This window comes from Stenotrophomonas sp. P5_B8 (genome assembly GCF_054049855.1).
Window position 1 is genome coordinate 1 of sequence record NZ_JBFULO010000026.1, and the last position, 20,830, is coordinate 20,830.

The window sequence follows — 20,830 nt, forward strand, 5'->3', positions numbered from 1 at the left end:
GCTTTCTCACCCTGGGCATCGCACTCGGCAGCTGGTGGGCCTATTACGAGCTGGGCTGGGGTGGCTGGTGGTTCTGGGACCCGGTGGAGAACGCCAGCTTCATGCCGTGGCTGGCGGGCGCGGCGCTGATCCACTCCCAGGCGGTCACCGAAAAGCGCGGCAGCTTTGCCAGCTGGACGCTGCTGCTGGCCATCGCCGCGTTCGCGCTGTCGCTGCTGGGCACCTTCCTGGTGCGCTCGGGCGTGCTGACCAGCGTGCATTCGTTCGCCGCCGATCCTTCGCGCGGTACCTTCATCCTGATCTTCCTCGCGTTGGTGATCGGAGGCGCGCTGCTGCTGTACGCGCTGCGTGCCGGCGCGCTGGGCAACGATGACCCGCGGCGCGGTTTCATGCCGATCTCGCGGGAAACCCTGCTGCTGGCCAACAACCTGCTGCTCGCCGCCGCCTGCGCGATGGTGCTGCTGGGTACGCTGTACCCCCTGCTGGCCGATGCGCTGGGGCTGGGCAAGGTGTCGGTGGGCCCCCCCTACTTCGGCACGCTGTTCCTGCTGCTGATGGCACCGCTGGTGGCACTGCTGCCGTTCGGCCCGCTGGTGAACTGGCAACGCGACCAGGCCTCGCGCACGCTGGCCATGCTGGCACCGTGGGCGGCGCTTGCGCTGCTGCTGGGCGTCATCGCCTACTTCATGGCGCCGCAGGGCGCGCTCAAGACCGCCGCCGGGGTCACCGCCGCGGCGTGGGTGGCCTTGGGCACCGCGCGCTTCGTGTGGACGCGCCTGCGCGGCAACGGGCGCTTCAACGCCGAGATGGTGGGCATGCTGCTGGCCCACGGCGGCGTGGCGGTGTTCCTGGCCGGTGCGTTGCTGGTGGAAGCRCTGAACGTGCAGCGCGAGGTCGCCTTGTCGCCGGGGCAGTCGCTGCAGGTCAGTGGCTACGAGTTGCGCTTTGAAGGCGTGGACCACCAGCAGGGCCCCAACTACAGCGCCGACCGTGGCCATGTGCGGGTCATGCAGGGCGATCGCCAGATTGCCTTGCTGCACCCGGAAAAGCGCGCCTACGCCAGTGGCGGGCAGATGATGACCGAGGCCGGCATCCACGCCCGCCTCAACGGCGATATCTACGTGGCGCTGGGCGAGCCGCTGGGCAACAATGCATGGGCGGTGCGCGTGCACGTCAAACCCTTCGTCCGCTGGATCTGGCTGGGCGCATTGCTGATGGCACTGGGCGGCTTCGTCACCGCCGCCGACCGCCGTTTCCGTCGTCCCTGAGTATTGGAGTTTCCCCGTGTCCGATCCGCGTCCCGCCTCCCGTCCCCTGCCGCCCGTGGCCATCGTCATCGGCGTACTGTTCTTCTTCGGGCTGCTCGGGCTGATGGTGTACGGGGTGATGAAGTCCGGCGCGCCCGATCGCGATGTGCTGCCCTCGGCACTGATCGGCAAACCGGCCCCGGCCTTCATCCTGCCGGTGCTGCACGACCCGACCATCAAGGTCAGCAGCACCGAACTGCGCGGCGCGCCGTACGTACTCAACGTGTGGGGCAGCTGGTGCGCGGCCTGCCGCGAAGAGCATCCCATCCTGACCCGTTTCGCCGAGACCAAGCGGGTGCGGGTGATCGGCTACAACTGGAAGGACGAACCGGCCGATGCGCTGCGCTGGCTGGAGCAGCTGGGCAATCCGTTCGTCCTGGTGCTGACCGACCTCGAAGGCCGCACCGCCATCGACTGGGGCGTGACCGCGGCGCCTGAGACCTTCCTCGTCGATGCCAGCGGCGTGGTGCGCTGGAAGTACAGCGGCGCGCTCAGCCAGCGCGTCATCGACACCCAGCTCATTCCCGAACTGGCCAAGGTGGAACGCGCCAATGCCAATACCCAGAACCGCCTGCCGGCCGCGCCGTAATCTGCGCTGCGGCCGCCTGCTGCGCGGCGCGCTGTTGGCCACGGCGCTGCTGATGCCGCTGGTGGCGCTGGCCCAGGCGGTCTCCGACCCGACCCCGTTGCACTACCGCGATGCCGCCGAAGAGGCACGCTTCCATGCGCTGGCCGCGGAACTGCGCTGCGTGCAATGCCAGAACCAGTCACTGGCCGATTCCAATGCGCAGATCGCCCATGACCTGCGCCGTGAAGTGCTCGCGCTGATGCAGCAGGGCCGCGACGACGCGCAGATCAAGCAGTTCCTGGTCGACCGTTACGGCGAGTTCGTGCTGTACCGGCCGCCGATGGATGCGCGCAACAGCCTGCTGTGGTTTGGCCCGGCGATCTTCCTGCTCGGCGGTGCCGGCGTGATGGTGTGGGTGGTGCGTCGGCGCAGCCGGCAGATCCAGCCGCTGGATGACCGGGGGGAAGGCTGGTGAGCGCCGTCCTGCCGATCCTGGCGGCGCTGGCCGCCGCCCTCGTCGCGGCGCGGGTGCTGTGGCCGCTGCGCAGTGCAGGACGACGCGCGCCGTTCATCGCCATGGTGCTGGCCATCGGCGCCGCAGCAGGCGCGCTGTATCTGCTGGTGGGCACCCCGCAGGCCGCCGTGCAGATTGCCGACGCGCGCGAGCCGACCACGCTGCGTGATGGCGTGGCGGAGCTGCAGCAGGCGCTCGCGCGCGATCCACAGCGCGCCGATGGCTGGGCCCTGCTCGGCCGCTCGCAACTGGCGCTGGGCAAGCTGGCCGAGGCCAACGCCGCCTATGCGCGGGCACTGCAGCTGGCGCCGGATGAGCCCGCCGTACTGGTCGAAGCCGCACAGGCCCGCGCCCAGGCCAACCCGGGCAAGCAGTTCGACGACACCGCGCTGCAGTGGCTGCGCCATGCACAACAGATTGCCCCGGACAGCGACCGCGCCGGCTGGCTGATCGGCATCGCCCTGCGCCAGCGCGGGCAGGACGCCGAGGCTGCGGCCACGTGGGAAGCCTTGCTGCCGCGACTGGATCCGCCCGCTGCAACGGCCCTGCGCGAGCAGATCGCGATCGCCCGCGCGAAGGCCGGTGTTCCTGCGGGTGCAACCGCACCCGTGGCGGCCGCATCGAGCCGCCAGGGACTGATCGTCACCGTCGCACTGGACCCCACGTTCGCCGCACGCGCAACGCTGCCCGGCGACGCCAGCGTGTTCGTGATCGCCCGCGTGCCCGGCGGCCCGCCGATGCCGGTGGCGGTGGAAAAACACGCGCTCGGCGACCTGCCGCTGCGGGTGACGCTGGACGATGCGGACAGCCCGATGCCGACCCAGCCCTTGTCCGCGCTGCAGGAGGTGGAGGTGTTCGCGCGCGTGTCCGCCTCCGGACAGGCTAACCGCCAGCAAGGCGACATCGACTCGCCGCTGGTCCGCGTGCGCCTGCCGCATGACGGCCCGGTGCCGCTGGTGATCGGCACGCCGTGACCGCCGCCGCGATGCAGCGTGCCGTCACTGACACGGCGTACCGTCCGGACCCGGCTAAAATGCGCGCATGACTGAATTCATTCCGCCCGGCACGCGCTACCACGCCCTGCCCTCGCCCTTCCCGTTCAAGCGCGGCGGTCAACTGCTGGACGCGCACGTGGCCTATGAAACCTGGGGCACGCTGGACGCCAAGGCGAGCAACGCGATCCTGATCGTCACCGGCCTGTCGCCGGATGCGCACGCCGCCGCCAACGCCGACAACCCGGCCGCCGGCTGGTGGGAAGGCATGCTCGGCCCGGGCAAGGCGATCGATACCGAGCGCTGGTTCGTGGTCTGCGTGAACTCGCTGGGCAGCTGCAAGGGCTCCACGGGACCGGCCAGCATCGACCCGGCCACCGGCGCGCTGTACCGCCTGCAGTTCCCTGAACTGTCGATCGAAGACGGCGCGCGTGCTGCGGTCGAGGTGGTGCGTGCGTTGGGCATTGCCGAGCTGGCCTGCGTGATCGGCAACTCGATGGGCGGCATGACCGCGCTGGCCGTGTTGCTGCTGCACCCGGGCATCGCGCGCAGCCACATCAACATTTCCGGCAGTGCGCAGGCGCTGCCGTTCTCGATCGCGATCCGCTCGCTGCAGCGCGAGGCGATCCGGCTGGACCCCAAGTGGGATCTCGGCCGTTACAGCGACGACAGCTACCCGGAATCGGGCATGCGCATGGCGCGCAAGCTGGGGGTGATCACCTACCGCTCCGCGCTGGAATGGGACGGTCGCTTCGGCCGCGTGCGGCTGGATTCGGACCAGGCCGACGATGACCCGTTCGGCCTGGAATTCCAGGTGGAAAGCTACCTGGAAGGCCACGCGCGCCGCTTCGTGCGCTTCTTCGATCCCAACTGCTACCTCTATCTGAGCCGCTCGATGGACTGGTTCGACCTGGCCGAATACGCCGACGGCGACGTGCTCGCCGGACTGGCGAAGATCCAGGTCGACAAGGCGCTGGCGATCGGCGCCAACACCGACATTCTGTTCCCGGTGCAGCAGCAGCAACAGATTGCCGACGGCCTGCGCGCCGGTGGCGCCGACGCGCGCTTCATCGGGCTGGATTCACCGCAGGGGCACGATGCGTTCCTGGTGGATTTCGCGCGGTTCGGGCCGGCGGTGGGCGAGTTCCTTTCCGCGCTCTAAGGACAGACATGCGACTGCAGGGAAAGCTAAGCGAGTGGGACGACGCACGCGGGTTCGGCTTCGTGCAGCCCAATGGTGGAGGTGAGCGTTGCTTCGTGCATATCCGCGCATTTGCGGCGCGCGATCGACGCCCAGCGCTTGGCGATGTCATTACGTACGAGGTTCAGCGCGATGCCCAGGGGCGCCGCAATGCCACACAGGTGCGCTTTGCGCTGCAGCGTGGCGGAACGCGCGGTACCCCTGCCGCCGAGCGGAAGGGTCGCGATATTATCCCTCGCAAAACCGTCGCACTGCTGTTCCTCGCTGGCATCGCTGGGCTCTCGGCGTGGATGCACTGGCCCATGTGGTTGCCCGCCACGTATCTGGGCGTCAGCGGCGTGACCTATTTGTTCTACTGGCACGACAAAAGCGCTGCGCGTAACGACCGGCAGCGCACCCCTGAGAAAACCCTGCAACTGCTTGCCTTGTTCGGCGGCTGGCCCGGCGCCTTGTTGGCGCAGTCGGTGCTGCGCCACAAGAATCGCAAGACATCGTTCCAAGGAGTGTTCTGGGTGGCGGTGGCGATCAACCTGATCGCGCTGACATGGCTGATCCGGAACATCGCCGGGTAGAGCCACGCCATGCGTGGCTAGCGCAGTAATGGGGCGCCACTTCCAACGGCGCCCGACCACACAAGACGCTTGCACCACCTTCAATTCCCACCAAACCGACTACAGCGCCAGCCATGCCGGTGCTGCACCATCTCCTCCGATCCCTGTCATCGCCCAGGTCCACCACCGGCCGCTCGTTCACCGTCAGCGTGATACGCCCATGCTCCGCCTAACGAAACAGTCTTCAACCTGCAGAAGTAGGTCCATTCAGGCGTGCGCCAACGCGGGTCGAAAACGCACTGTAAGCACCGCTGTGCCAGCCGTCCAGGCTGGGGTCCCGGCTTCCGGCCGGAAGCGCGCAACGCCAAAGTACCGATGCACCGCTACCCACGCCTTCACGTGGGCTCCACGACGCACACTACCCCTCCGGATACATCGCGGCATAGCTTGGGTCCGCGTGCTCCCACTGTGCCTCATGATGAATGAGGTAATCACACACCGCCTGAAGATCGATCTCGGCAGGAATATTCACTGCCATGTATCGGGCCTTGGCGCCCTCATAGCTGCACCCAAGGGCTACCAGACCTTGAAGAACATCGTCTGAGGCGTTGCCTGGAGAGACGGGTGGATCAAATATGACGCGAACGGTGCGATTTCCTGACTTCACGACGATGGATTCGAAAGTGGGTCGTCCTTCCTCATGGTCCACGGGGGCGAAAACCGCGTCCTGCCATGAGACGTCATAGGCATAGAACGGGGAATTATCAAGTTGGTAGCGATCCTCCCCGAGCGGGGTCGCCCAAAGCGTCTCGATGTTTGCGCCGCCCTCGCCGTCGGGAACCCGGAACAGGACCTTGGCTTTCGCACCGTCATTCACGCGGAGCTCTCCAGATTGAACATGCTGCGATGCGGCTTCGGTATTGATCCCCTGATCGTACACCGGCTACAGCGAGCAAAGGCCGTCGTACGTGATGTCGGAGCCATTTCCCACGCGGTGGATGCGCGCGAAGCCAAGCTCCCCCAGAGCGCACCGTAGTCGCCTCGCACATCATTACGCCAGAAACGCGTCCCCACACCATCGTTTCATCGCGACCACTGAGGCGGTTCAAACTCCCTCGGTGTCCAGCTTGCCGCCACCGTCCAGTTCGTTTGGCGGCGTTGTCCAATTCATTGGGCGTCGCTGTCCAGTTTGTTTGGCGCTGGGTATCCAATTGGTTGGCGTTTCGTACTTTCCCTGACCGAAGGTGTCATCAGCCGCCAGATCGGCCGACTGCAGTCCTTCCAGGGGTATCGCTGTTCAAACGCGTTGGAAACGCGTATCCGCCTGCTGCCAAATGGCGGGCGCTACGCCGCCCAGGTCCGCTAGTGGCGGACCGCCTGGACCGGGACAACCAATATCTGATGGGACAGCCGGAGAACGCGGCGAGCCTGGACATTGCCGTAACGCCGACATTCGGGATACGGTGGCTCATCCCCCGCCTCGCCGGCTTTACCCGGACGCATCCCAACATCACCGTGCACCTTGCCCAACGCACCGAGCGGTTTGCGCTGGCGGGAAGCGGCTTCGATGCCGCCGTGCACTTCGACCACCCGGCCTGGGCGGGCATGCGGACCTATCCGCTGCTGCAGGAGGTGCTGTTACCGGTCTGCCATCCCTCGCTGCTCGGCGGGCGCAAGCGTTTGCCTGCGCTGGAGACGTTGCCACGCCTGCACAGGCGACAAAGCCCAGACGCCTAGCAAAGCTACGCACAGGAGACCGGCGTGCCCCTCACCAATCCCGCAGTGGGCGCGCGCTACGATCTGCACGCGATGGGTGATTGAAGCAGCGCTGGCGGGCCTCGGCATTGCGCTAATACAGCGGCTTTATGTGGATGCCGAGCTGGCGCAGGGGCGACTGGTCGCGCCTTGGCCGCACCCCAGGCGCGCTTCAAAGATCTTCTGCCTCGTTCTACACGAACCGATCAGTCTGGCTGCCGGTCCATTGCAGGCGTTCGCGCATTGGCTGCTGGAAGCAGCTGGCAACGCGGGCACCAATCAATGCACCCGGCGGTTCCCTCACTGCAGGGAGGCCCATGGATTGGGCCAGGCCCAGCGTCCTTTACTTCCCTGCAGAGCGTTCGCGCTTACCTTCTTCGCGCTGCGCGGTCGCGCGACTTTTCGCGAACTCCGGGAACGTCTCCGCCAGCGACGCCTTGTCCGGCAACACGTAGAACACCCCGCCGCGTTCAAACGTGGACCGGACGATGCGCTCGTAGAACTCCGACGACACGTTGATGCAGCCGTGGGTGACGCGGTTGTCGTCCGGCGTAGGCGATGCAAGGCGTTCGGCACGTTTTTCGGCCGGCGTGCCAGGCGGCGTGGGATGGATGGAAACGGCCGAGTCGTAGTCCACCCACAGCACGCGCCCGGCGTCGATGGACGGACCATAGCCACCCACGAAGCGACCGGCGGGCGTGGTGCGATCGCGGCCTGGAATTTCGCGCAGCGCGAGGCCGGCGACGCCGGGGGCCGAATGATCGCCGGTGGCCGAGCCAAACAGCGCAGGCGCTGCGCCGCGAAGCCGACCATCACCGCCGAATATGAGGATCTGCGCAGCAGCCTTGTCCATGATCGCGAACGGATAGCCCTGGCTGTCCTTGCTGGCGACAACCCAGCCCGCCAGTTCGATCACGGTGTCGGACACTTCCTGGCCTTGTGGAAGCTCATCAATGGCAGCTACCGGCTGCGCGGCCGCATCCTCGGCGCTGGCCGCACCGACGGTCGCCAACGCGAGCGCCATGGCCAGTGCGCCACAGGCGGCCCGGAATGCAGGGGATAAGTACGTATGGATGGGACAACTCCGTGGAATGCAGACGTCGTGATCAAAGGAGCCCGGTGGCCGCAACGGCCACCGGTTCCCGATTCAGATGCTCTTCAAAACTTGTGCTTCTGACCGCGTGCCAAAGAACGATTAACCGCGCGGCTTGCGACGGGGTGCCTGTTCGAGCTGCTGGACGCGGCCTTCAATTTGATCCAGACGCTGGTTGGCCTGCTGCGCGGACTGGTTCGCCGATTCGGCGCTCTGCGCCGCGCCCTGCACCTTGGTGTCAAGTTGATCGAGGCGGGAGTTGATCGATGCAAATTCGTTTTTGTAGGTGGCGCAGGAACTAAGTCCCACGGTGGCGACAATCGCGATGCCGAGCGTACGAACCATTTTCAGATGCTGCTGGGTTAAGGACATTGCACACCCTCCTTTCGTCTGGGGTACCCGGAATATAGCGGCCTTTTTGTTGCGTCCATGAAAAGGCTTCAGCTGAAGTTGGAAGACGTGGAGGGCGCGTGAAGAATGGCGGGCCCCGGCACGGCGGCCGACATGCCGTGCTTGCTCAGCCCGCGCTGTTCCCCGGGCTTGGCAGCGCGAACGACCAGACGCAGGACGCGTCTGGTCGTCTCAGGCATCACATCGCATACGCCCGTCTTGCCTTCAGCCCGCCGCTTCCAGCTTCCTGCGCGGCGTGACAACGCCCGCTGCGCGCAGGTACCGCCAGTATTTGCCAATGAAGATGCCGGTGAACCCACCCGACAGCAGCAGGTAAGCGGCGCGGAACATGCCGTCGGCGCTCAGCGAAGGGGACGCGGAAAGCGCGACTTCGAAACCGTACTTCACCGCAAACGTGACCAGCAGCAGCGGCAGCAGGCTGTAGTCCGCGCTGCGCCACAACTTCCCCGTTGAGGTGTTCATGGTGAGCGTTGCCCGCCGCAGCAGCATCCACCCCAGGACTGCGCCCGCGCCGATGCCAACCAGCCATTCGCCCCATGCTTCCCAGGCGCCGCCGAAACGGCCACTTATCGACCACAGGCCCCAAGCGGTGAAGAGGGCCGGCACGATGGCCAGCTTCGTGAGCGAGGCTTCGGCGGGCTTCATCGCAGCGACGCCGCGCGTGATCAGAAAGACCAGAAGCCCCCAGACCCACACAGGGGTATTCGAAATGAGTTGCTGCAGCATGATCACGGGAAATTCCTTGAGGTGGGCGGGTGCCGGCCATGTAACGCCGTGCGGGAGTGGGTCCATTCTCGCTTTGCGCCAGCCCGGGACAAGTGACAGGTGTCAGGCATCAGGAAGTACATTTTGGGTGGCGCGACGGCTTGCAGACATGCCTGCGGTGGCAGTGCACAGCCATGCGGCAGTTGCCCTGCTCGCCAACCGGGATCACCTTGATGATGCGGTCGCCAGGATCGGGGGCCAGGGTTGAATCACTGCGTCGATGCCACGCCTGCCCATCAGTTCCCGGGCTGCACCCGCGAGCCTTGTCGAGGTCCTGCGGTGTTTCGCAGCGGCCTTACAAATGTCGCAACGTTTCTGCCCCAGCCACCGTCAGGTTGTGGGTGGCCGGTCAGCGGGTTGCGCCGTCCGGCAGCGTGATAAACTGAACGGTTGCATCCACCTTCTTGCCAGCCCATGACCTCCACGCCCAAACCCCGCGTTGCCACCCCGGCCGGCGCCGCCTTGCGCATACTGCTGCCGTTGCTGGTGGTCATGCTTTTCTTCCTCGGCAGCGGGTTCCTGGCGGGCAAGAACATCCGCACCATTCGAGAGGGCAGCGCCCTGGTGATCCGCTCCCAGGAGACGATGACCGCCCTGGGCGATGTGCTCTCGGCGGTACAGGACGCCGAAACCGGCCAACGCGGCTATCTGCTGACCGGGGACGACAGCTACCTCGAACCCTATCGAACGGCACTGGCGGTTGCCAGCACTCGGCTGGAGGCCATGGAAAAGGCCTTTGTGGACGACCCTGCGCAAGCGGACCGACTCAAGCTGCTGGGGCGTCGGGTCCAGGACAAGCTGGACGAACTGCGTGAAACGATCGAGCTGCGCCGCACGCAAGGGCTGGAACCTGCCCTGGCTGTGGTCGGCTCCAATCGCGGCAAGGCGGCCATGGACGACATTCGCGCGCGCTTGGCCGCCATGGGCGCCATCGAACTGGAAAAGCGCGCCCGGCGCCTTACGGAGATGGAATCGGCTTACAGCGCGGCGCTGACCTCGGGCGCGGCCAGTGCCGTGCTGGGCAGTGTGCTGACGATTTTCATCGCCGTCCTGCTCCGCCGCCATTCGCGGGCACGCGAACGGGATGCCTGGTTGCAGCGGGGCCGGCTTGAGCTGGCCACGGCGACCGGCGGCGACCTGGACAGCGGCGCACTTGCACGCGCCAGCCTGGGCTTCCTCGCGCGCTTCACCGGCGCCGAGGCGGGCATGTTGTTCGTGCCTGGGGCCGCCGGCTTCCGGCAGATCGGCGCGGTGGGCACCGCGTCAGCGCCGGACGGCACCGACGGGCTGCGCGGCGCCGGAAGCCTGCTCGGCCGCGCGGTGGACGAGAAGCGCGCGCTTGTCGTGTCGGATGTGCCACCGGGCTACTTCACGATCGGCTCGGGACTGGGTCACGCCCAGCCTCGCCACCTGGTCATCGCCCCGAGCATCCACGAGGGCGAGGTGAGCGGCGTGATCGAGCTGGCTTTCTTCGGTGCGGTGCCCGCCGACGTCGTCGAACTGCTCGAGCTTGCCTCCGGGGACATGGCGGTCGCCCTGCGATCAGCGGCCTACCGGGCCAAGCTGACCGAGCTGTTGGCGCAGACGCAGCGACAGTCCGAGGCGCTGCAGGTGCAGAGCGAGGAGCTGAGGGTCTCCAACGAGGAACTGGAGGAACAGAGCCGTGCGTTGCGCGGCTCCCAGCACGAGCTGGAGGAGCAGCAGGCCGAACTGGAACAGACCAACAACCAGTTGTTCGACCAGTMGCAGCAGCTTGAAGAAGAGCGCGACAAGCTCGCGCGCGCCAACGCTGCCATCGTGGCCGAATCGCACAAGGTGCAGCGCGCCAGCCAGTACAAGTCCGAGTTCCTGGCCAACATGTCCCACGAGCTGCGCACGCCGCTCAATTCCGCACTCATTCTTTCCAAGTTGCTGGGCGACAACCGCGACGGCAACCTCAGCGCGGAACAGGTGAAGTTCGCGCGGACCATCCATGCGTCCGGCAGCGACCTGCTCAACCTCATCAATGAGATCCTCGATCTGTCCAAGATCGAAGCCGGGCACATCGAGGTGCATGCCGAGCGCTTTGGCGTGGAGAAACTGCTGGCGGACATCGCCGCACTGCTCGGCCCGGTTGCCAGCGAAAAGGGCCTGTCACTGGACGTATCGATGACGGCCGACTGCCCACAGGTGGTGGAATCCGATCGCCAGCGCATCGAGCAGATCCTCAAGAACCTCCTGTCGAACGCGTTGAAATTCACCGACACCGGTGGCGTGACCGTATCGGCGGCGGCGGCGCCCGACGGCCGGGTGGCGTTCTCGGTGACCGACAGCGGCATCGGCATCGCGCCCGAGCAGCAGACGCGCATCTTCGAGGCCTTCCAGCAAGCTGACGGATCGATCAGCCGGCGCTACGGCGGCACGGGCCTGGGGCTGTCCATTTCGCAGGAGCTCGCACGACTGCTTGGCGGCGACATCACCGTGGAAAGCGAGCCCGGCAACGGCAGCTGTTTCCGGCTGGTGGTCGCGGCGCGGCTGGCAGGCCCGACGGCGGCGCCCGCGCGCGCCACGTCCGCCGCCATCCGCCCTGCCCCGCATCAGGATGCCAGACCCGCACCGCTTCCCACGCGCCCGCCAAGCGATGCAGGCGCAACGGTGAGCAACAACGGACGGGGCCTGATCCTGATCGTAGAGGACGRCCTCGCCTTCAGTCAGATTGTCAGCGACCTTGCCAGTGAAATGGGCTTCCGCGCGCAGGTAGCGCACACCGCGAGCGAGGCGCTGGCCGCCGCGCGTGCGGAGCTTCCGCACGCCATCGTGCTGGACGTCGGCCTGCCCGACCAATCGGGGCTGTCGGTGCTCGACGTGCTCAAACACGATATGCGCACACGGCATATTCCCATCCACGTGATTTCGGCGATGGATCATTCGCGCAAGGCGCTGTCGCTCGGTGCGGTGGGCTATCTCGGCAAGCCGACCACCCGCGAGGAACTGGCCGACGTGCTGCTCTCCCTGGAGCGCCGGCTGTCGCAGCGTCCGCGTCTGGTCCTGGTGGTCGAGGATGACGCCGTCCAGCTGGATGCGGTACGCGAGCTGCTGGGCCTGGCCGACGTGAAGACGATCGGCGCGCGCTCGGCGGCCGAGTGCATCCAGGCGCTGGCACAGCATACGTTCGACTGCATGGTGCTGGACCTGACGCTCCCCGATGCATCGGGATTCGAGCTGCTCGAGATGCTCAGCGAGCAGAGCCCGCATGCGCTGCCGCCGATCATCGTCTATACGGGCAGGGTATTGTCGCCCGCCGAAGAGGTGCGACTGGGCCGCTACTCCAGTTCGATCATCATCAAGGGCGCGCGCTCACCCGAACGCCTGCTCGATGAAGTCACGCTGTTCCTGCACCAGGTGGTCAGCGATCTACCCGAATCGAAGCAGGGCATGATCCGCACGGCGCAACACCGGGACACGGCACTGGAAGGTCGCCGCGTGCTCATCGTCGAGGATGATGTCCGCAACATCTACGCGCTGATGAACGTGCTTGAGCCACATGGCTGCAAGGTGTCCATCGCACGCAACGGCCAGGAAGCCATCGACACCCTGACCGCCGCGGTCGCGGGCCCGGCACCCATTGACCTGGTGCTGATGGACATCATGATGCCGGTCAAGGACGGGCTGACCGCGACGCGGGAGATTCGACAGGGCGGCCGCTTCGCCAAGTTGCCGATCATCGCCCTCACCGCCAAGGCGATGCCTGACGATCAGCAGCAATGCATCCAGGCCGGTGCCAACGACTACGTCGCCAAGCCGCTCGACGTGGACAAGCTGGTGTCGTTGATCCGGGTCTGGCTGATGCCCTGACCTGCGGGGAGTTTTTCCTGGGCGACGGCTCTGTCGCCCAGGAACCGTGCAGGTGTGTGCGCTGTTGCAGCGGGCTGGCGGTAACCCGGGGAGCGGTGCGATGCGTTCGCTTCATGCGCGCGCGAGATCGAGTTCGCGGCGCTGTTCAACGGGCCCTGGCAATGTCGTACACGGCATACCTGGATCGCCTGCCAAGAACACGCCCGACTGCGGAGCCATACATTGCTCCATGGCGGGGCCATTGCCGGCGAATCCAGGCGGCCGCTGCAGGGTCGGCAATCCGTCCTGCAATCGACTGTCCGTCATGCCAGCAAGCGTCAAGACCTGCTTTTCGGCCCCCCTACCGCAACTGCCCCCCGTGCAAGCGATAACTCCGGTGCACGATGCCCTCAGGCAATTCATCGTGGGTGATCATCAGCAGACTCCGATGACCCAGTGCAGCCACCATGTCATGCAGCAATGCATGCGCGGTATCCACATCCAGGCCTTCGGTAGGCTCGTCCAGCAGCAGGATCGGCGACTCCCGCAGGAATGCGCGCGCCAGTGCCAGCCGGCGCGCCTGTCCCGCCGACATCGTGGCGCCGTTCTCGCCGACCCACGCCTGTAGGCCTCCAAGCTGCTCGGCCCAGCCGAGCAGCCGCACATCGGCCAGCACCTGCCACAGGCGTGCATCACTGGCCTGCGGATCGCCCAGGCGCAGGTTGTCGGCAATGCTGCCGGCAAACACCGGCGCGTTCTGCGGCAACCAGGCGATCTGCCGGTGCCAGTCGGCCTGACGGAACTGGCGGATATCGATGCCGCCGTAACGCACATAGCCCGCTTCCGGGTCCCACAGCCGCAGCAGCAGCGAGGACAGCGTGGTCTTGCCGCTGCCACTGTCGCCACCGATGGCGATGCGCTCGCCCGGGCGCAGCTGGAGTTGCACGCCGTCCAGCAGCACGCGCGCCTGGTCCGGCCAACGGAAGACGACGTGCTCGAAGCTCACCGTGGCCGCTTGTGCAGGCATCGCCACCGGGTCGAGCGGCTCGGTCACGCCCGGCGCCTGCTCCACGATCTGCTCCAGGCGCCCGGCCGCCACGCGCCCGGACAACCACGACTGCCAGGCCAGGCCAATGCCCGCCCACAGCTCCAGCAGGGCCACGGTGAGGAACACCAGCCCGGCCGCGAGCGCTGCATCGATGGCGCCGGTTTCAACGCCATGCAACGCCAGCCAAAGCATTGCCACCAGCCCGACAGCGGCACACAGGCCATGCAGCGCATTGCCGCCGATCAACCGCCAGCGCCGACGCCGGTCGCGCGATTTCAGCTGCTTGGCCGCCACCAACACGCGCAGGTTCCAGTGCTCGCGCGCCTGCAGCGCAGTCAGGTCGGCTGCACCTTCCAGGCCTTCGAAGGACTGCGCACGCAGCTGCGCGCGGTGCAGCGCGCGGTCGCGCTCCTGCTCACCGGCACCGCGCACGGTGAGCCACGGCACGCCGACACCGATCAGCAACGCCAGCGCGCCCAGCAGCAGCGCGGCCGGCGGATGGATGAGGGCTGCCGAAACCACGCCCACCAGCGATATCCCACCGAGTGCCAGCAATGGCCCGATCGCACGCACCAGCAGACCGTCGACTTCGCCGATGTCCGACATCAACCGGGCCAGCAGCTCGCCGGTGCGCACGCCGGCCAACCGCGCCGGTGCCAACGGCAGCGCGCGACGGAAGAACCACACGCGCAGATCGCGCGCGATGCGCAGGGTGACATCGTGGCCGACCAGTTTTTCGAAATAGCGCGACGCGATGCGCGCCATGGTCAGGCCACGGATGCCCGCCGACGGCGAGAAGAAGTTGAAGCCGCTGCCCAGCCCGGCCGCGCCGGCCAGCGCGGCCGCCGTGAGGAAGCCACCGGACAGACCGAGCAGCGCGGTGCCGGCCAGCATCGTGGTCCACAGCAGCAGCACGGTCAGCAGCAGGCGGCCGCGATGGCGGGTGAACACCGAACGCAGCGAATCGGCAGCGGCGCGCGGGGGACGTTGCGTGCTCATGCCGAGGTCTCCGTGGTGGTCACCGACGTACCGGTGGCGCTCAGGGTGAGCCGCGTATCGGCCCAGCGCATCGCCACCTCGCTATGGGTGGCGATCACCACGCAGCGACCACGCGCGAACGCGGCCAGGGTACGCAGCAGGTCGGCTTCGGTGTCGGCATCGAGGAAGGCCGTCGGCTCGTCGAGCAGCAGCAGGTGCGGGTCGCGCAACAGCAGCCGGGCCAGCCCGATGCGGCGCGCTTCGCCACCGGACAGACCAAAGCCGCGCTCACCGATCACCGTGTCCAGCCCCTTGGGCAAGCCGGCGGCAAAGCGCATCACCTGCGCAGCCTCCGCTACCGCGCGCAGGTGCGCATCGGTGGCGCCGGGGTCGGCCAGGCGCAGGTTGTCGGCGATGCTGCCGTGGAACAGGTACGGGCGCTGTCCTGCATAGCCGACGTCCATGCCAGGACGCAGCACGATGCTGCCCGACTGCGGTGGCAGCCAGCCGGCCAGTGCTTCGAGCAGCGTGCTCTTGCCGCTGCCGCTGGGGCCGACCAGCGCCAGGCGCTGGCCGGCCTGGATCTGGAACGACAGCTGCTGGATCACATCGTGCTGCGCCCCCACGGGGCGCAGCACCAGGTCGCGCACCACCACCGGTGGCGCGTGCTGCTCCAGCAGCTCCGGCGCGCGCGGCACGGCGGCCCGCGCATCGCCGGCATCGGTGGCTGGCGGGAGTTCGCCGAGCAGGCGTTCCACCTCGGCAGCAGCGGCCAGTGCATTGGCGCGATCGTGGTAATGCGCGGCCAGGCGCCGTAGCGGTGCGTAGAACTCCGGCGCCAGCAGCAGGCAGAACATGCCCACGCCCAGCGTGGGCACCTGCGCATGCAACGACATCAGGCCCAGGTAGCTCAGGCCCAGGTACAGCGCGACCATCGCCACGCTCACCGAGGCGAAAAATTCCAGCACGGTCGAGGACAGAAACGCGATCCGCAGCACTTTCATGGTGCGCTCGCGCACGCCTTCGGCCGCGGCAGCCACGCCGTCCAGCTCGGCCTCACCACGGCCGTACAGGCGCAGCAGGCCCAGGCCCTTGATGCGGTCGGCGAAGTGCCCGCTCATCCGCGCCAGCTCGCCCAGCTGCGCGCGTCCGGCCGCTTCGGCGCCCCACCCGACCAGCATCATGAAGAACGGCACCAATGGCGCGGTGAACAGCAGGATCAACGCCACTACCCAGTCGGTCCAGGCCACGGCCAGCAGTATCAGCAGCGGCACCACCACCACCTCGATCCGCACCGGCTGGTAGCCGCCGTAATAATTCTCGATCGCATCGGCATGGGTCAGCATCAGCTCACCCAGCTCGCCCGTGCGCTGCTGCCGCAACCACAGTGGGCCCCGCGCCAGCAGCCGCCGATACACCCGTTCACGCAGGGCCAGCCGGGCGGCATCGGCGACGTCGCCCGCGGCAGCCTGGGTGGCGCTGGCCAGCAGCGCGCGCACCGTCAACACCCCCAGCAGACCTACCAGCACCGGGGTGGCGCTGGCCAGTGGCCGGTGTTCGACCAGAATCGCCTGGATCAGCCAGGCGATGGCGGCGGCCTGGCCGATCAGCAACGCCCCGGATACGCAGATGCACGCCGCCGCCCAGCGCTGGCGCCCGCGCGCGGCCGCGCCGAGGCTGCCCAGCCACAGCAGGCGCTGCCGACGCAGGGCGGTGGTCTCAACAGCAGTGGCTTCGGGGCGTATGCTCACGTGGGATCACAGGGGGACACAGGGAAGTTCCAGTCGATTGTAGTGGGTGCCGGCATGGCACCCGTGCGGCAAGCGGTCGCAGCGTGCCCGGGGGCATACGATTCCTTCGCCGCCGGGTTTGTACATTGATCTGAATCAAGGCTGTTTGAAGTTGCAGGTCACAGAATTCATCCCGTAGACCCCCTTCCCGCCACCTGAAACGGCAAAACCCAACGAGGTAGCCAGGCCATGATTGATTCGACAGTCGTAGAACTGTCGCGGCTGCAATTCGCTCTGACCGCGATGTACCACTTCCTTTTCGTACCGCTCACGCTTGGCCTGTCCTTCCTGGTGGCCATCATGGAGAGCGTGTACGTCATGACCCGTAAACAGGTCTGGYGGCAGATGACCCTGTTCTGGGGCACGCTGTTCGGCATCAACTTCGCCATCGGCGTGGCCACCGGCCTGGTGATGGAATTCCAGTTCGGCATGAACTGGTCGTATTACAGCCACTACGTCGGCGACATCTTCGGCGCACCGCTGGCCATTGAAGGCCTGATGGCGTTCTTCCTGGAAGCGACCTTCATCGGTCTGTTCTTCTTCGGCTGGAAGCGCCTGACCCCGGTGAAGCATCTGGCCGTGACCTGGCTGATGGCACTGGGCACCAACCTGTCGGCGGTGTGGATCCTGATCGCCAACGGCTGGATGCAGAACCCGACCGGTGCGGTATTCAACCCGGAAACGATGCGCATGGAAGTGGTGGACTTCGCCGCGGTGCTGTTCAACCCGGTAGCGCAGGCCAAGTTCGTGCATACCGTCAGTGCCGGCTACGTGACCGGCGCGATCTTCGTCATGTCCATCAGCGCGTTGTACCTGCTGCGCAACAAGCACCGGGACATGGCCCGCCGCTCGTTCGCGGTGGCTGCGGCGTTCGGCCTGCTGTCGTCGCTGTCGGTGGTGGTGCTGGGCGACGAGAGCGGTTACGCCGCCAGCGAACATCAGAAGATGAAGCTGGCCGCGATCGAGGCGATGTGGGAAACCGAGCGTGCCCCGGCTGATTTCACCGCCTTCGGCATTCCCAACCAGACCACCCACACCAACGACTACGCGATCAAGATCCCGTACCTGATGGGGCTGATCGCCACCCGTTCGCTGGACCAGCCGATTCCCGGCATCCTGGAACTGGTGGGTCGTGCGGAGAACCGCATCCGCGGTGGCCAGCTGGCCTACGGTGCGCTGGAGCGCGTGCGCAAGGACAAGAACGATCTTGAAGCGCGCGAGATGTTCGACCGCCACTGGCAGGACCTGGGCCATGGCCTGCTGCTCAAGCGTTACCGCGAGGACATCCTCAACGCCACCCCGGAGGAAATCTCCAAGGCCGCGATGGATACCGTGCCGCGCGTTGCCCCGCTGTTCTGGACCTTCCGCATCATGGCGGGCCTGGGCTTCTACCTGATCGCGTTCTTCGCGGTGGCCTTCTACTTCTCCTGCCGCAACAGCTTCCAGGACAAGCGTTGGTTCCTGAAGCTGGCCGTGTGGTCGCTGCCGGCACCGTGGATTGCGATCGAATGCGGCTGGTTCGTGGCCGAGTACGGCCGCCAGCCGTGGGCGGTGGATGGCGTGCTGCCCACCTTCTATGCAGCGTCGGGCCTGGCACTGCACGAGATCCTGACCACGCTGGCGGTGTTCACCGCGCTGTACACGGTGCTGCTGGTGATCGAGGTCAAGCTGATGCTCAAGGCGATCCGCAAGGGTCCGGACGACATCCTGCCCTCGCTGCAGGCTGACATCCGCCCCGTTTCCCCCGTTGTTGCCGCCCCCGGCCAGGCCTGAGGCAGGAGAATCCAGATGGACTTCATTGCACTTGATTACACCACGCTCCGCGTGATCTGGTGGCTGCTGCTCGGCATCCTGCTGGTCGGCTGGGCAGTCATGGACGGTTTCGACCTCGGGGTGGGCACGCTGCTGCCCTTCGTGGCCCGCACCGATGACGAACGCCGGTTGGTGATCAACACCGTCGGCCCGGTATGGGAAGGCAACCAGGTTTGGCTGGTGCTCGGCGGCGGCGCGATCTTCGCCGCATGGCCGCCGCTGTATGCGGTCAGCTTCTCCGGGTTCTACCTGGCAGTGTTTGTGATGCTGTTCGGGCTGATCCTGCGCCCGGTCGGCTTCAAGTACCGCAGCAAGATGCCCAGCAAGCGCTGGCGCGACAACTGGGACCGGGTGCTGTTCGTCGGTGGCCTGCTGCCGGGCCTGATCGCCGGCGTGGCGGTGGGCAACGTGCTGGTCGGCGTGCCGTTCCACTTCGATGACAGCATGCGCATCTTCTACACCGGCTCGTTCTTCGGCCTGCTCAATCCGTTCGCACTGGTCGCCGGGCTGGTCAGCGTGGCCATGCTGGTGTCGCACGGTGCGGCCATGCTGGTGCTCAAGACCGACGGCCCGGTGGCCGAACGTTCGGCCCGCTATGGCAGCGTCGCCGCGCTGATCAGCTTCGTGCTGTTCGCCGCTGCCGGCGTCTGGGTCGCCTTCGGTCTGCCGGGCTATCAGATCACCTCGCAGGTGGTCACCGATGGCCCGACCAACCCGCTGTTGAAGACCGCCGAACTGGGCACCGTCGCCGGGGGCTGGCTGCGCAACTACAGCACCATGCCGGCGACCCTGGTGTTCCCGCTCGTCGGCCTGCTGGGTGCACTGGCCAGTGCGGTACTGCTGCGGGCCCGTCGCGGCGGCCTGGCGTTCATCGCCTCGGGTGCCTCCATCGCCGCCATCATCCTCACCGTCGGCTTTGCGATCTTCCCGTTCCTGCTGCCCTCCTCCAGCCAGCCCATCTCCAGCCTGACCGTCTGGGACAGCTCGTCCAGCCATCTCACGCTGTGGATCATGCTGCTGGCCACGGCCATCTTCCTGCCGATCATCCTGGCCTACACGACCTGGGTCTACCGGGTGATGAAGGGCAAGACGACCGCCGAGGAAATGGGCAACAACCCCAACGCGTATTGATGCCCCGTGTGCCGGCCCTGCGTCGGCACCTACCCCGTACATAGGAGATTGACCATGTGGTATTTCGCCTGGATCCTCGGCGCCGGCCTTGCCTCGGTGGTGGCCATCCTCAACGGCATGTGGTTTGAAGCCCGCGAGACCGGCCGCATCGACAACGCATGACGCTGCAAGCGTAAAAAAAGGTTGCCGGCCCGGTCTTCACACCGTATCCTTGTCGGCTCCTTCGGGGTGTAGCTCAGTCTGGTAGAGCGCTACGTTCGGGACGTAGAGGTCGCAGGTTCGAATCCTGTCTCCCCGACCAATTACTGGTCACATTGAAGCCTGGAAGACTCACGTCCTCCGGGCTTTTTTGTATGTGTCGTTCTGCGTGCCCCCGCGGTTATGGCAGCCCGTGCGTTTGCCGGGCGGAGAGCAGCCGAGCGTGGCTCGGCTCTACCGTCATGGAGCGGTGAGGCGTTCAACGAGCCCGCATGGACGGATTTACCGCGTGTCCGCATGTCCACGATCCCGGCCCTGCCAGGTGTGACCGCGTTTCATCGCCCGGACAGACCGCGCGGGTACAATGCCCGCCTTCGGGATGCGCGCGGCCTGCCCCATCCCTGCCCTTGAATCCACGCCGCCTTCCGCCACTGGCCGGGAGCGGCGTTTCCGCACATCCGCCCCACGGTGTTGCGCCACCTGCAAGAGATCCATGTCCATGACCCAAGCCGCCCCCCACGCATCGCCGCTCCTGCACGGACGCGTCCTGGCCTTTGCCGCCATTCTGCTGGCTGCGCTGAACCTGCGTACCGCGGTCACCTCGGTGACCCCGCTGCTGGATCTCCTCGGCCAGACCTTTGGCTTTGGGACCACCATGACCGGCGTGCTCGGCATGCTGCCCACCGCCTCGTTCGCGCTGTTCGGCGTCACCACGCCCATGGTCGCCCGCCGCATCGGCCTGGAACGCACCGCCCTGCTCGCCATGGGCCTGGCTACGGTCGGCCTGCTGCTGCGCTCGATGGCGGGCGGTATCGGCAGTCTGCTGTTCGGCTCGATCGTGGCGCTGGCCGGCATGGGCATCGGCAACGTGGTGGTGCCGCCGCTGGTGAAGCGCTACTTCTC

General features: G+C 66.7%; 17 protein-coding genes, 1 tRNA gene and 1 pseudogene. 13 read left to right on the top strand and 6 right to left on the bottom strand.

Annotated elements, in window-relative coordinates:
• The 6 genes from ACXJKH_RS02835 to ACXJKH_RS02860 form a co-directional block, all read left to right on the top strand.
• The coding region (locus tag ACXJKH_RS02835; protein WP_457318221.1) for a heme lyase CcmF/NrfE family subunit at positions 1-1,268 on the top strand (1,268 nt) is incomplete at its 5' end.
• 46 nt (positions 1,269-1,314) lie between these two features.
• Positions 1,315-1,896 (top strand): DsbE family thiol:disulfide interchange protein, encoded by a 582-nt coding sequence (locus tag ACXJKH_RS02840; protein ID WP_457318230.1) that lies wholly within the window; start codon positions 1,315-1,317, stop codon positions 1,894-1,896.
• 52 nt (positions 1,897-1,948) lie between these two features.
• Positions 1,949-2,350, top strand: coding sequence for a cytochrome c-type biogenesis protein (locus ACXJKH_RS02845; protein WP_457318231.1), 402 nt, complete (start codon positions 1,949-1,951; stop codon positions 2,348-2,350).
• Positions 2,344-3,363 carry a tetratricopeptide repeat protein gene (locus ACXJKH_RS02850; protein ID WP_457318232.1) on the top strand — a complete coding sequence of 340 codons (1,020 nt, stop codon included), beginning with the start codon at positions 2,344-2,346 and terminating at the stop codon, positions 3,361-3,363. Before ACXJKH_RS02845 ends, ACXJKH_RS02850 begins: the two co-directional genes overlap by 7 nt.
• Positions 3,364-3,430: 67 nt before the next feature.
• A complete protein-coding gene (gene metX / locus ACXJKH_RS02855) occupies positions 3,431-4,543 on the top strand; it encodes a homoserine O-acetyltransferase MetX (RefSeq protein WP_457318222.1) in 1,113 nt (370 codons plus the stop codon).
• Positions 4,544-4,551: 8 nt separating this feature from the next.
• On the top strand, positions 4,552-5,154 hold the full coding sequence (locus ACXJKH_RS02860) for a DUF1294 domain-containing protein (RefSeq protein WP_457318223.1): 603 nt from the start codon (positions 4,552-4,554) through the stop codon (positions 5,152-5,154).
• 397 nt (positions 5,155-5,551) lie between these two features.
• Here ACXJKH_RS02860 and ACXJKH_RS02865 read toward each other — a convergent pair whose 3' ends face one another.
• Complete coding sequence (locus ACXJKH_RS02865) at positions 5,552-6,010, bottom strand: DUF4265 domain-containing protein (protein ID WP_457318224.1); 459 nt, start codon at positions 6,008-6,010, stop codon at positions 5,552-5,554.
• 488 nt (positions 6,011-6,498) lie between these two features.
• On the opposite strand from ACXJKH_RS02865, the gene ACXJKH_RS02870 reads away from it, so the two are divergent.
• A complete protein-coding gene (locus ACXJKH_RS02870; RefSeq protein WP_457318225.1) occupies positions 6,499-6,870 on the top strand; it encodes a LysR substrate-binding domain-containing protein in 372 nt (123 codons plus the stop codon).
• Between the two features lie 361 nt (positions 6,871-7,231).
• On the opposite strand, the gene ACXJKH_RS02875 is transcribed toward ACXJKH_RS02870, so the two are convergent.
• From ACXJKH_RS02875 to ACXJKH_RS02885, 3 genes are all read right to left on the bottom strand, one after another.
• Positions 7,232-7,912, bottom strand: coding sequence for a L,D-transpeptidase family protein (locus ACXJKH_RS02875; RefSeq protein ID WP_256775612.1), 681 nt, complete (start codon positions 7,910-7,912; stop codon positions 7,232-7,234).
• A 171-nt stretch (positions 7,913-8,083) separates the two neighbouring features.
• Positions 8,084-8,353: a hypothetical protein gene (locus tag ACXJKH_RS02880; protein ID WP_256775613.1), complete on the bottom strand. Its 270-nt coding sequence runs from the start codon at positions 8,351-8,353 to the stop codon at positions 8,084-8,086.
• A gap of 243 nt (positions 8,354-8,596) precedes the next feature.
• Positions 8,597-9,118: a DUF6622 family protein gene (locus tag ACXJKH_RS02885; RefSeq protein ID WP_306175426.1), complete on the bottom strand. Its 522-nt coding sequence runs from the start codon at positions 9,116-9,118 to the stop codon at positions 8,597-8,599.
• A gap of 501 nt (positions 9,119-9,619) precedes the next feature.
• On the opposite strand from ACXJKH_RS02885, the gene ACXJKH_RS02890 reads away from it, so the two are divergent.
• Positions 9,620-12,991 carry a response regulator gene (locus ACXJKH_RS02890; protein ID WP_457318226.1) on the top strand — a complete coding sequence of 1,124 codons (3,372 nt, stop codon included), beginning with the start codon at positions 9,620-9,622 and terminating at the stop codon, positions 12,989-12,991.
• A 340-nt stretch (positions 12,992-13,331) separates the two neighbouring features.
• Here ACXJKH_RS02890 and cydC read toward each other — a convergent pair whose 3' ends face one another.
• Together cydC and cydD are read right to left on the bottom strand one after the other, a co-directional pair.
• Positions 13,332-15,017 (bottom strand): thiol reductant ABC exporter subunit CydC, encoded by a 1,686-nt coding sequence (gene cydC, locus ACXJKH_RS02895; protein WP_256775616.1) that lies wholly within the window; start codon positions 15,015-15,017, stop codon positions 13,332-13,334.
• Positions 15,014-16,747, bottom strand: a complete 1,734-nt coding sequence (cydD, locus tag ACXJKH_RS02900; RefSeq protein ID WP_457318227.1) for a thiol reductant ABC exporter subunit CydD — start codon at positions 16,745-16,747, stop codon at positions 15,014-15,016. Before cydD ends, cydC begins: the two co-directional genes overlap by 4 nt.
• A 228-nt stretch (positions 16,748-16,975) precedes the next feature.
• Here cydD and ACXJKH_RS02905 point away from each other — a divergent pair, with 228 nt between their 5' ends.
• The 5 genes and pseudogenes from ACXJKH_RS02905 to ACXJKH_RS02925 all read left to right on the top strand — a co-directional run.
• The gene (locus ACXJKH_RS02905; protein WP_457318228.1) at positions 16,976-18,559 is read left to right on the top strand and encodes a cytochrome ubiquinol oxidase subunit I; all 1,584 of its coding nucleotides are present in this window, start codon (positions 16,976-16,978) and stop codon (positions 18,557-18,559) included.
• Positions 18,560-18,574: 15 nt separating this feature from the next.
• The gene (cydB, locus tag ACXJKH_RS02910) at positions 18,575-19,729 is read left to right on the top strand and encodes a cytochrome d ubiquinol oxidase subunit II (protein ID WP_457318229.1); all 1,155 of its coding nucleotides are present in this window, start codon (positions 18,575-18,577) and stop codon (positions 19,727-19,729) included.
• Between the two features lie 54 nt (positions 19,730-19,783).
• On the top strand, positions 19,784-19,891 hold the full coding sequence (gene cydX, locus ACXJKH_RS02915; protein WP_256775620.1) for a cytochrome bd-I oxidase subunit CydX: 108 nt from the start codon (positions 19,784-19,786) through the stop codon (positions 19,889-19,891).
• 62 nt (positions 19,892-19,953) lie between these two features.
• A tRNA-Pro gene (locus tag ACXJKH_RS02920) sits at positions 19,954-20,030 on the top strand.
• Positions 20,031-20,420: 390 nt separating this feature from the next.
• Positions 20,421-20,830, top strand: a pseudogene (locus tag ACXJKH_RS02925) (MFS transporter); the annotation flags it as partial.

Bases quoted from the DNA above. Each gene is read 5' to 3' on its own strand.
- ACXJKH_RS02860 (WP_457318223.1), top strand. From the start codon at position 4,552: ATGCGACTGCAGGGAAAGCTAAGCGAGTGGGACGACGCACGCGGGTTC.
- ACXJKH_RS02885 (WP_306175426.1), bottom strand. From the start codon at position 9,118: ATGCTGCAGCAACTCATTTCGAATACCCCTGTGTGGGTCTGGGGGCTT.
- cydX (WP_256775620.1), top strand. From the start codon at position 19,784: ATGTGGTATTTCGCCTGGATCCTCGGCGCCGGCCTTGCCTCGGTGGTG.
- ACXJKH_RS02845 (WP_457318231.1), top strand. From the start codon at position 1,949: ATGCCGCTGGTGGCGCTGGCCCAGGCGGTCTCCGACCCGACCCCGTTG.
- ACXJKH_RS02880 (WP_256775613.1), bottom strand. From the start codon at position 8,353: ATGTCCTTAACCCAGCAGCATCTGAAAATGGTTCGTACGCTCGGCATC.
- ACXJKH_RS02875 (WP_256775612.1), bottom strand. From the start codon at position 7,912: ATGGCGCTCGCGTTGGCGACCGTCGGTGCGGCCAGCGCCGAGGATGCG.
- metX (WP_457318222.1), top strand. From the start codon at position 3,431: ATGACTGAATTCATTCCGCCCGGCACGCGCTACCACGCCCTGCCCTCG.
- cydB (WP_457318229.1), top strand. From the start codon at position 18,575: ATGGACTTCATTGCACTTGATTACACCACGCTCCGCGTGATCTGGTGG.
- cydC (WP_256775616.1), bottom strand. From the start codon at position 15,017: ATGAGCACGCAACGTCCCCCGCGCGCCGCTGCCGATTCGCTGCGTTCG.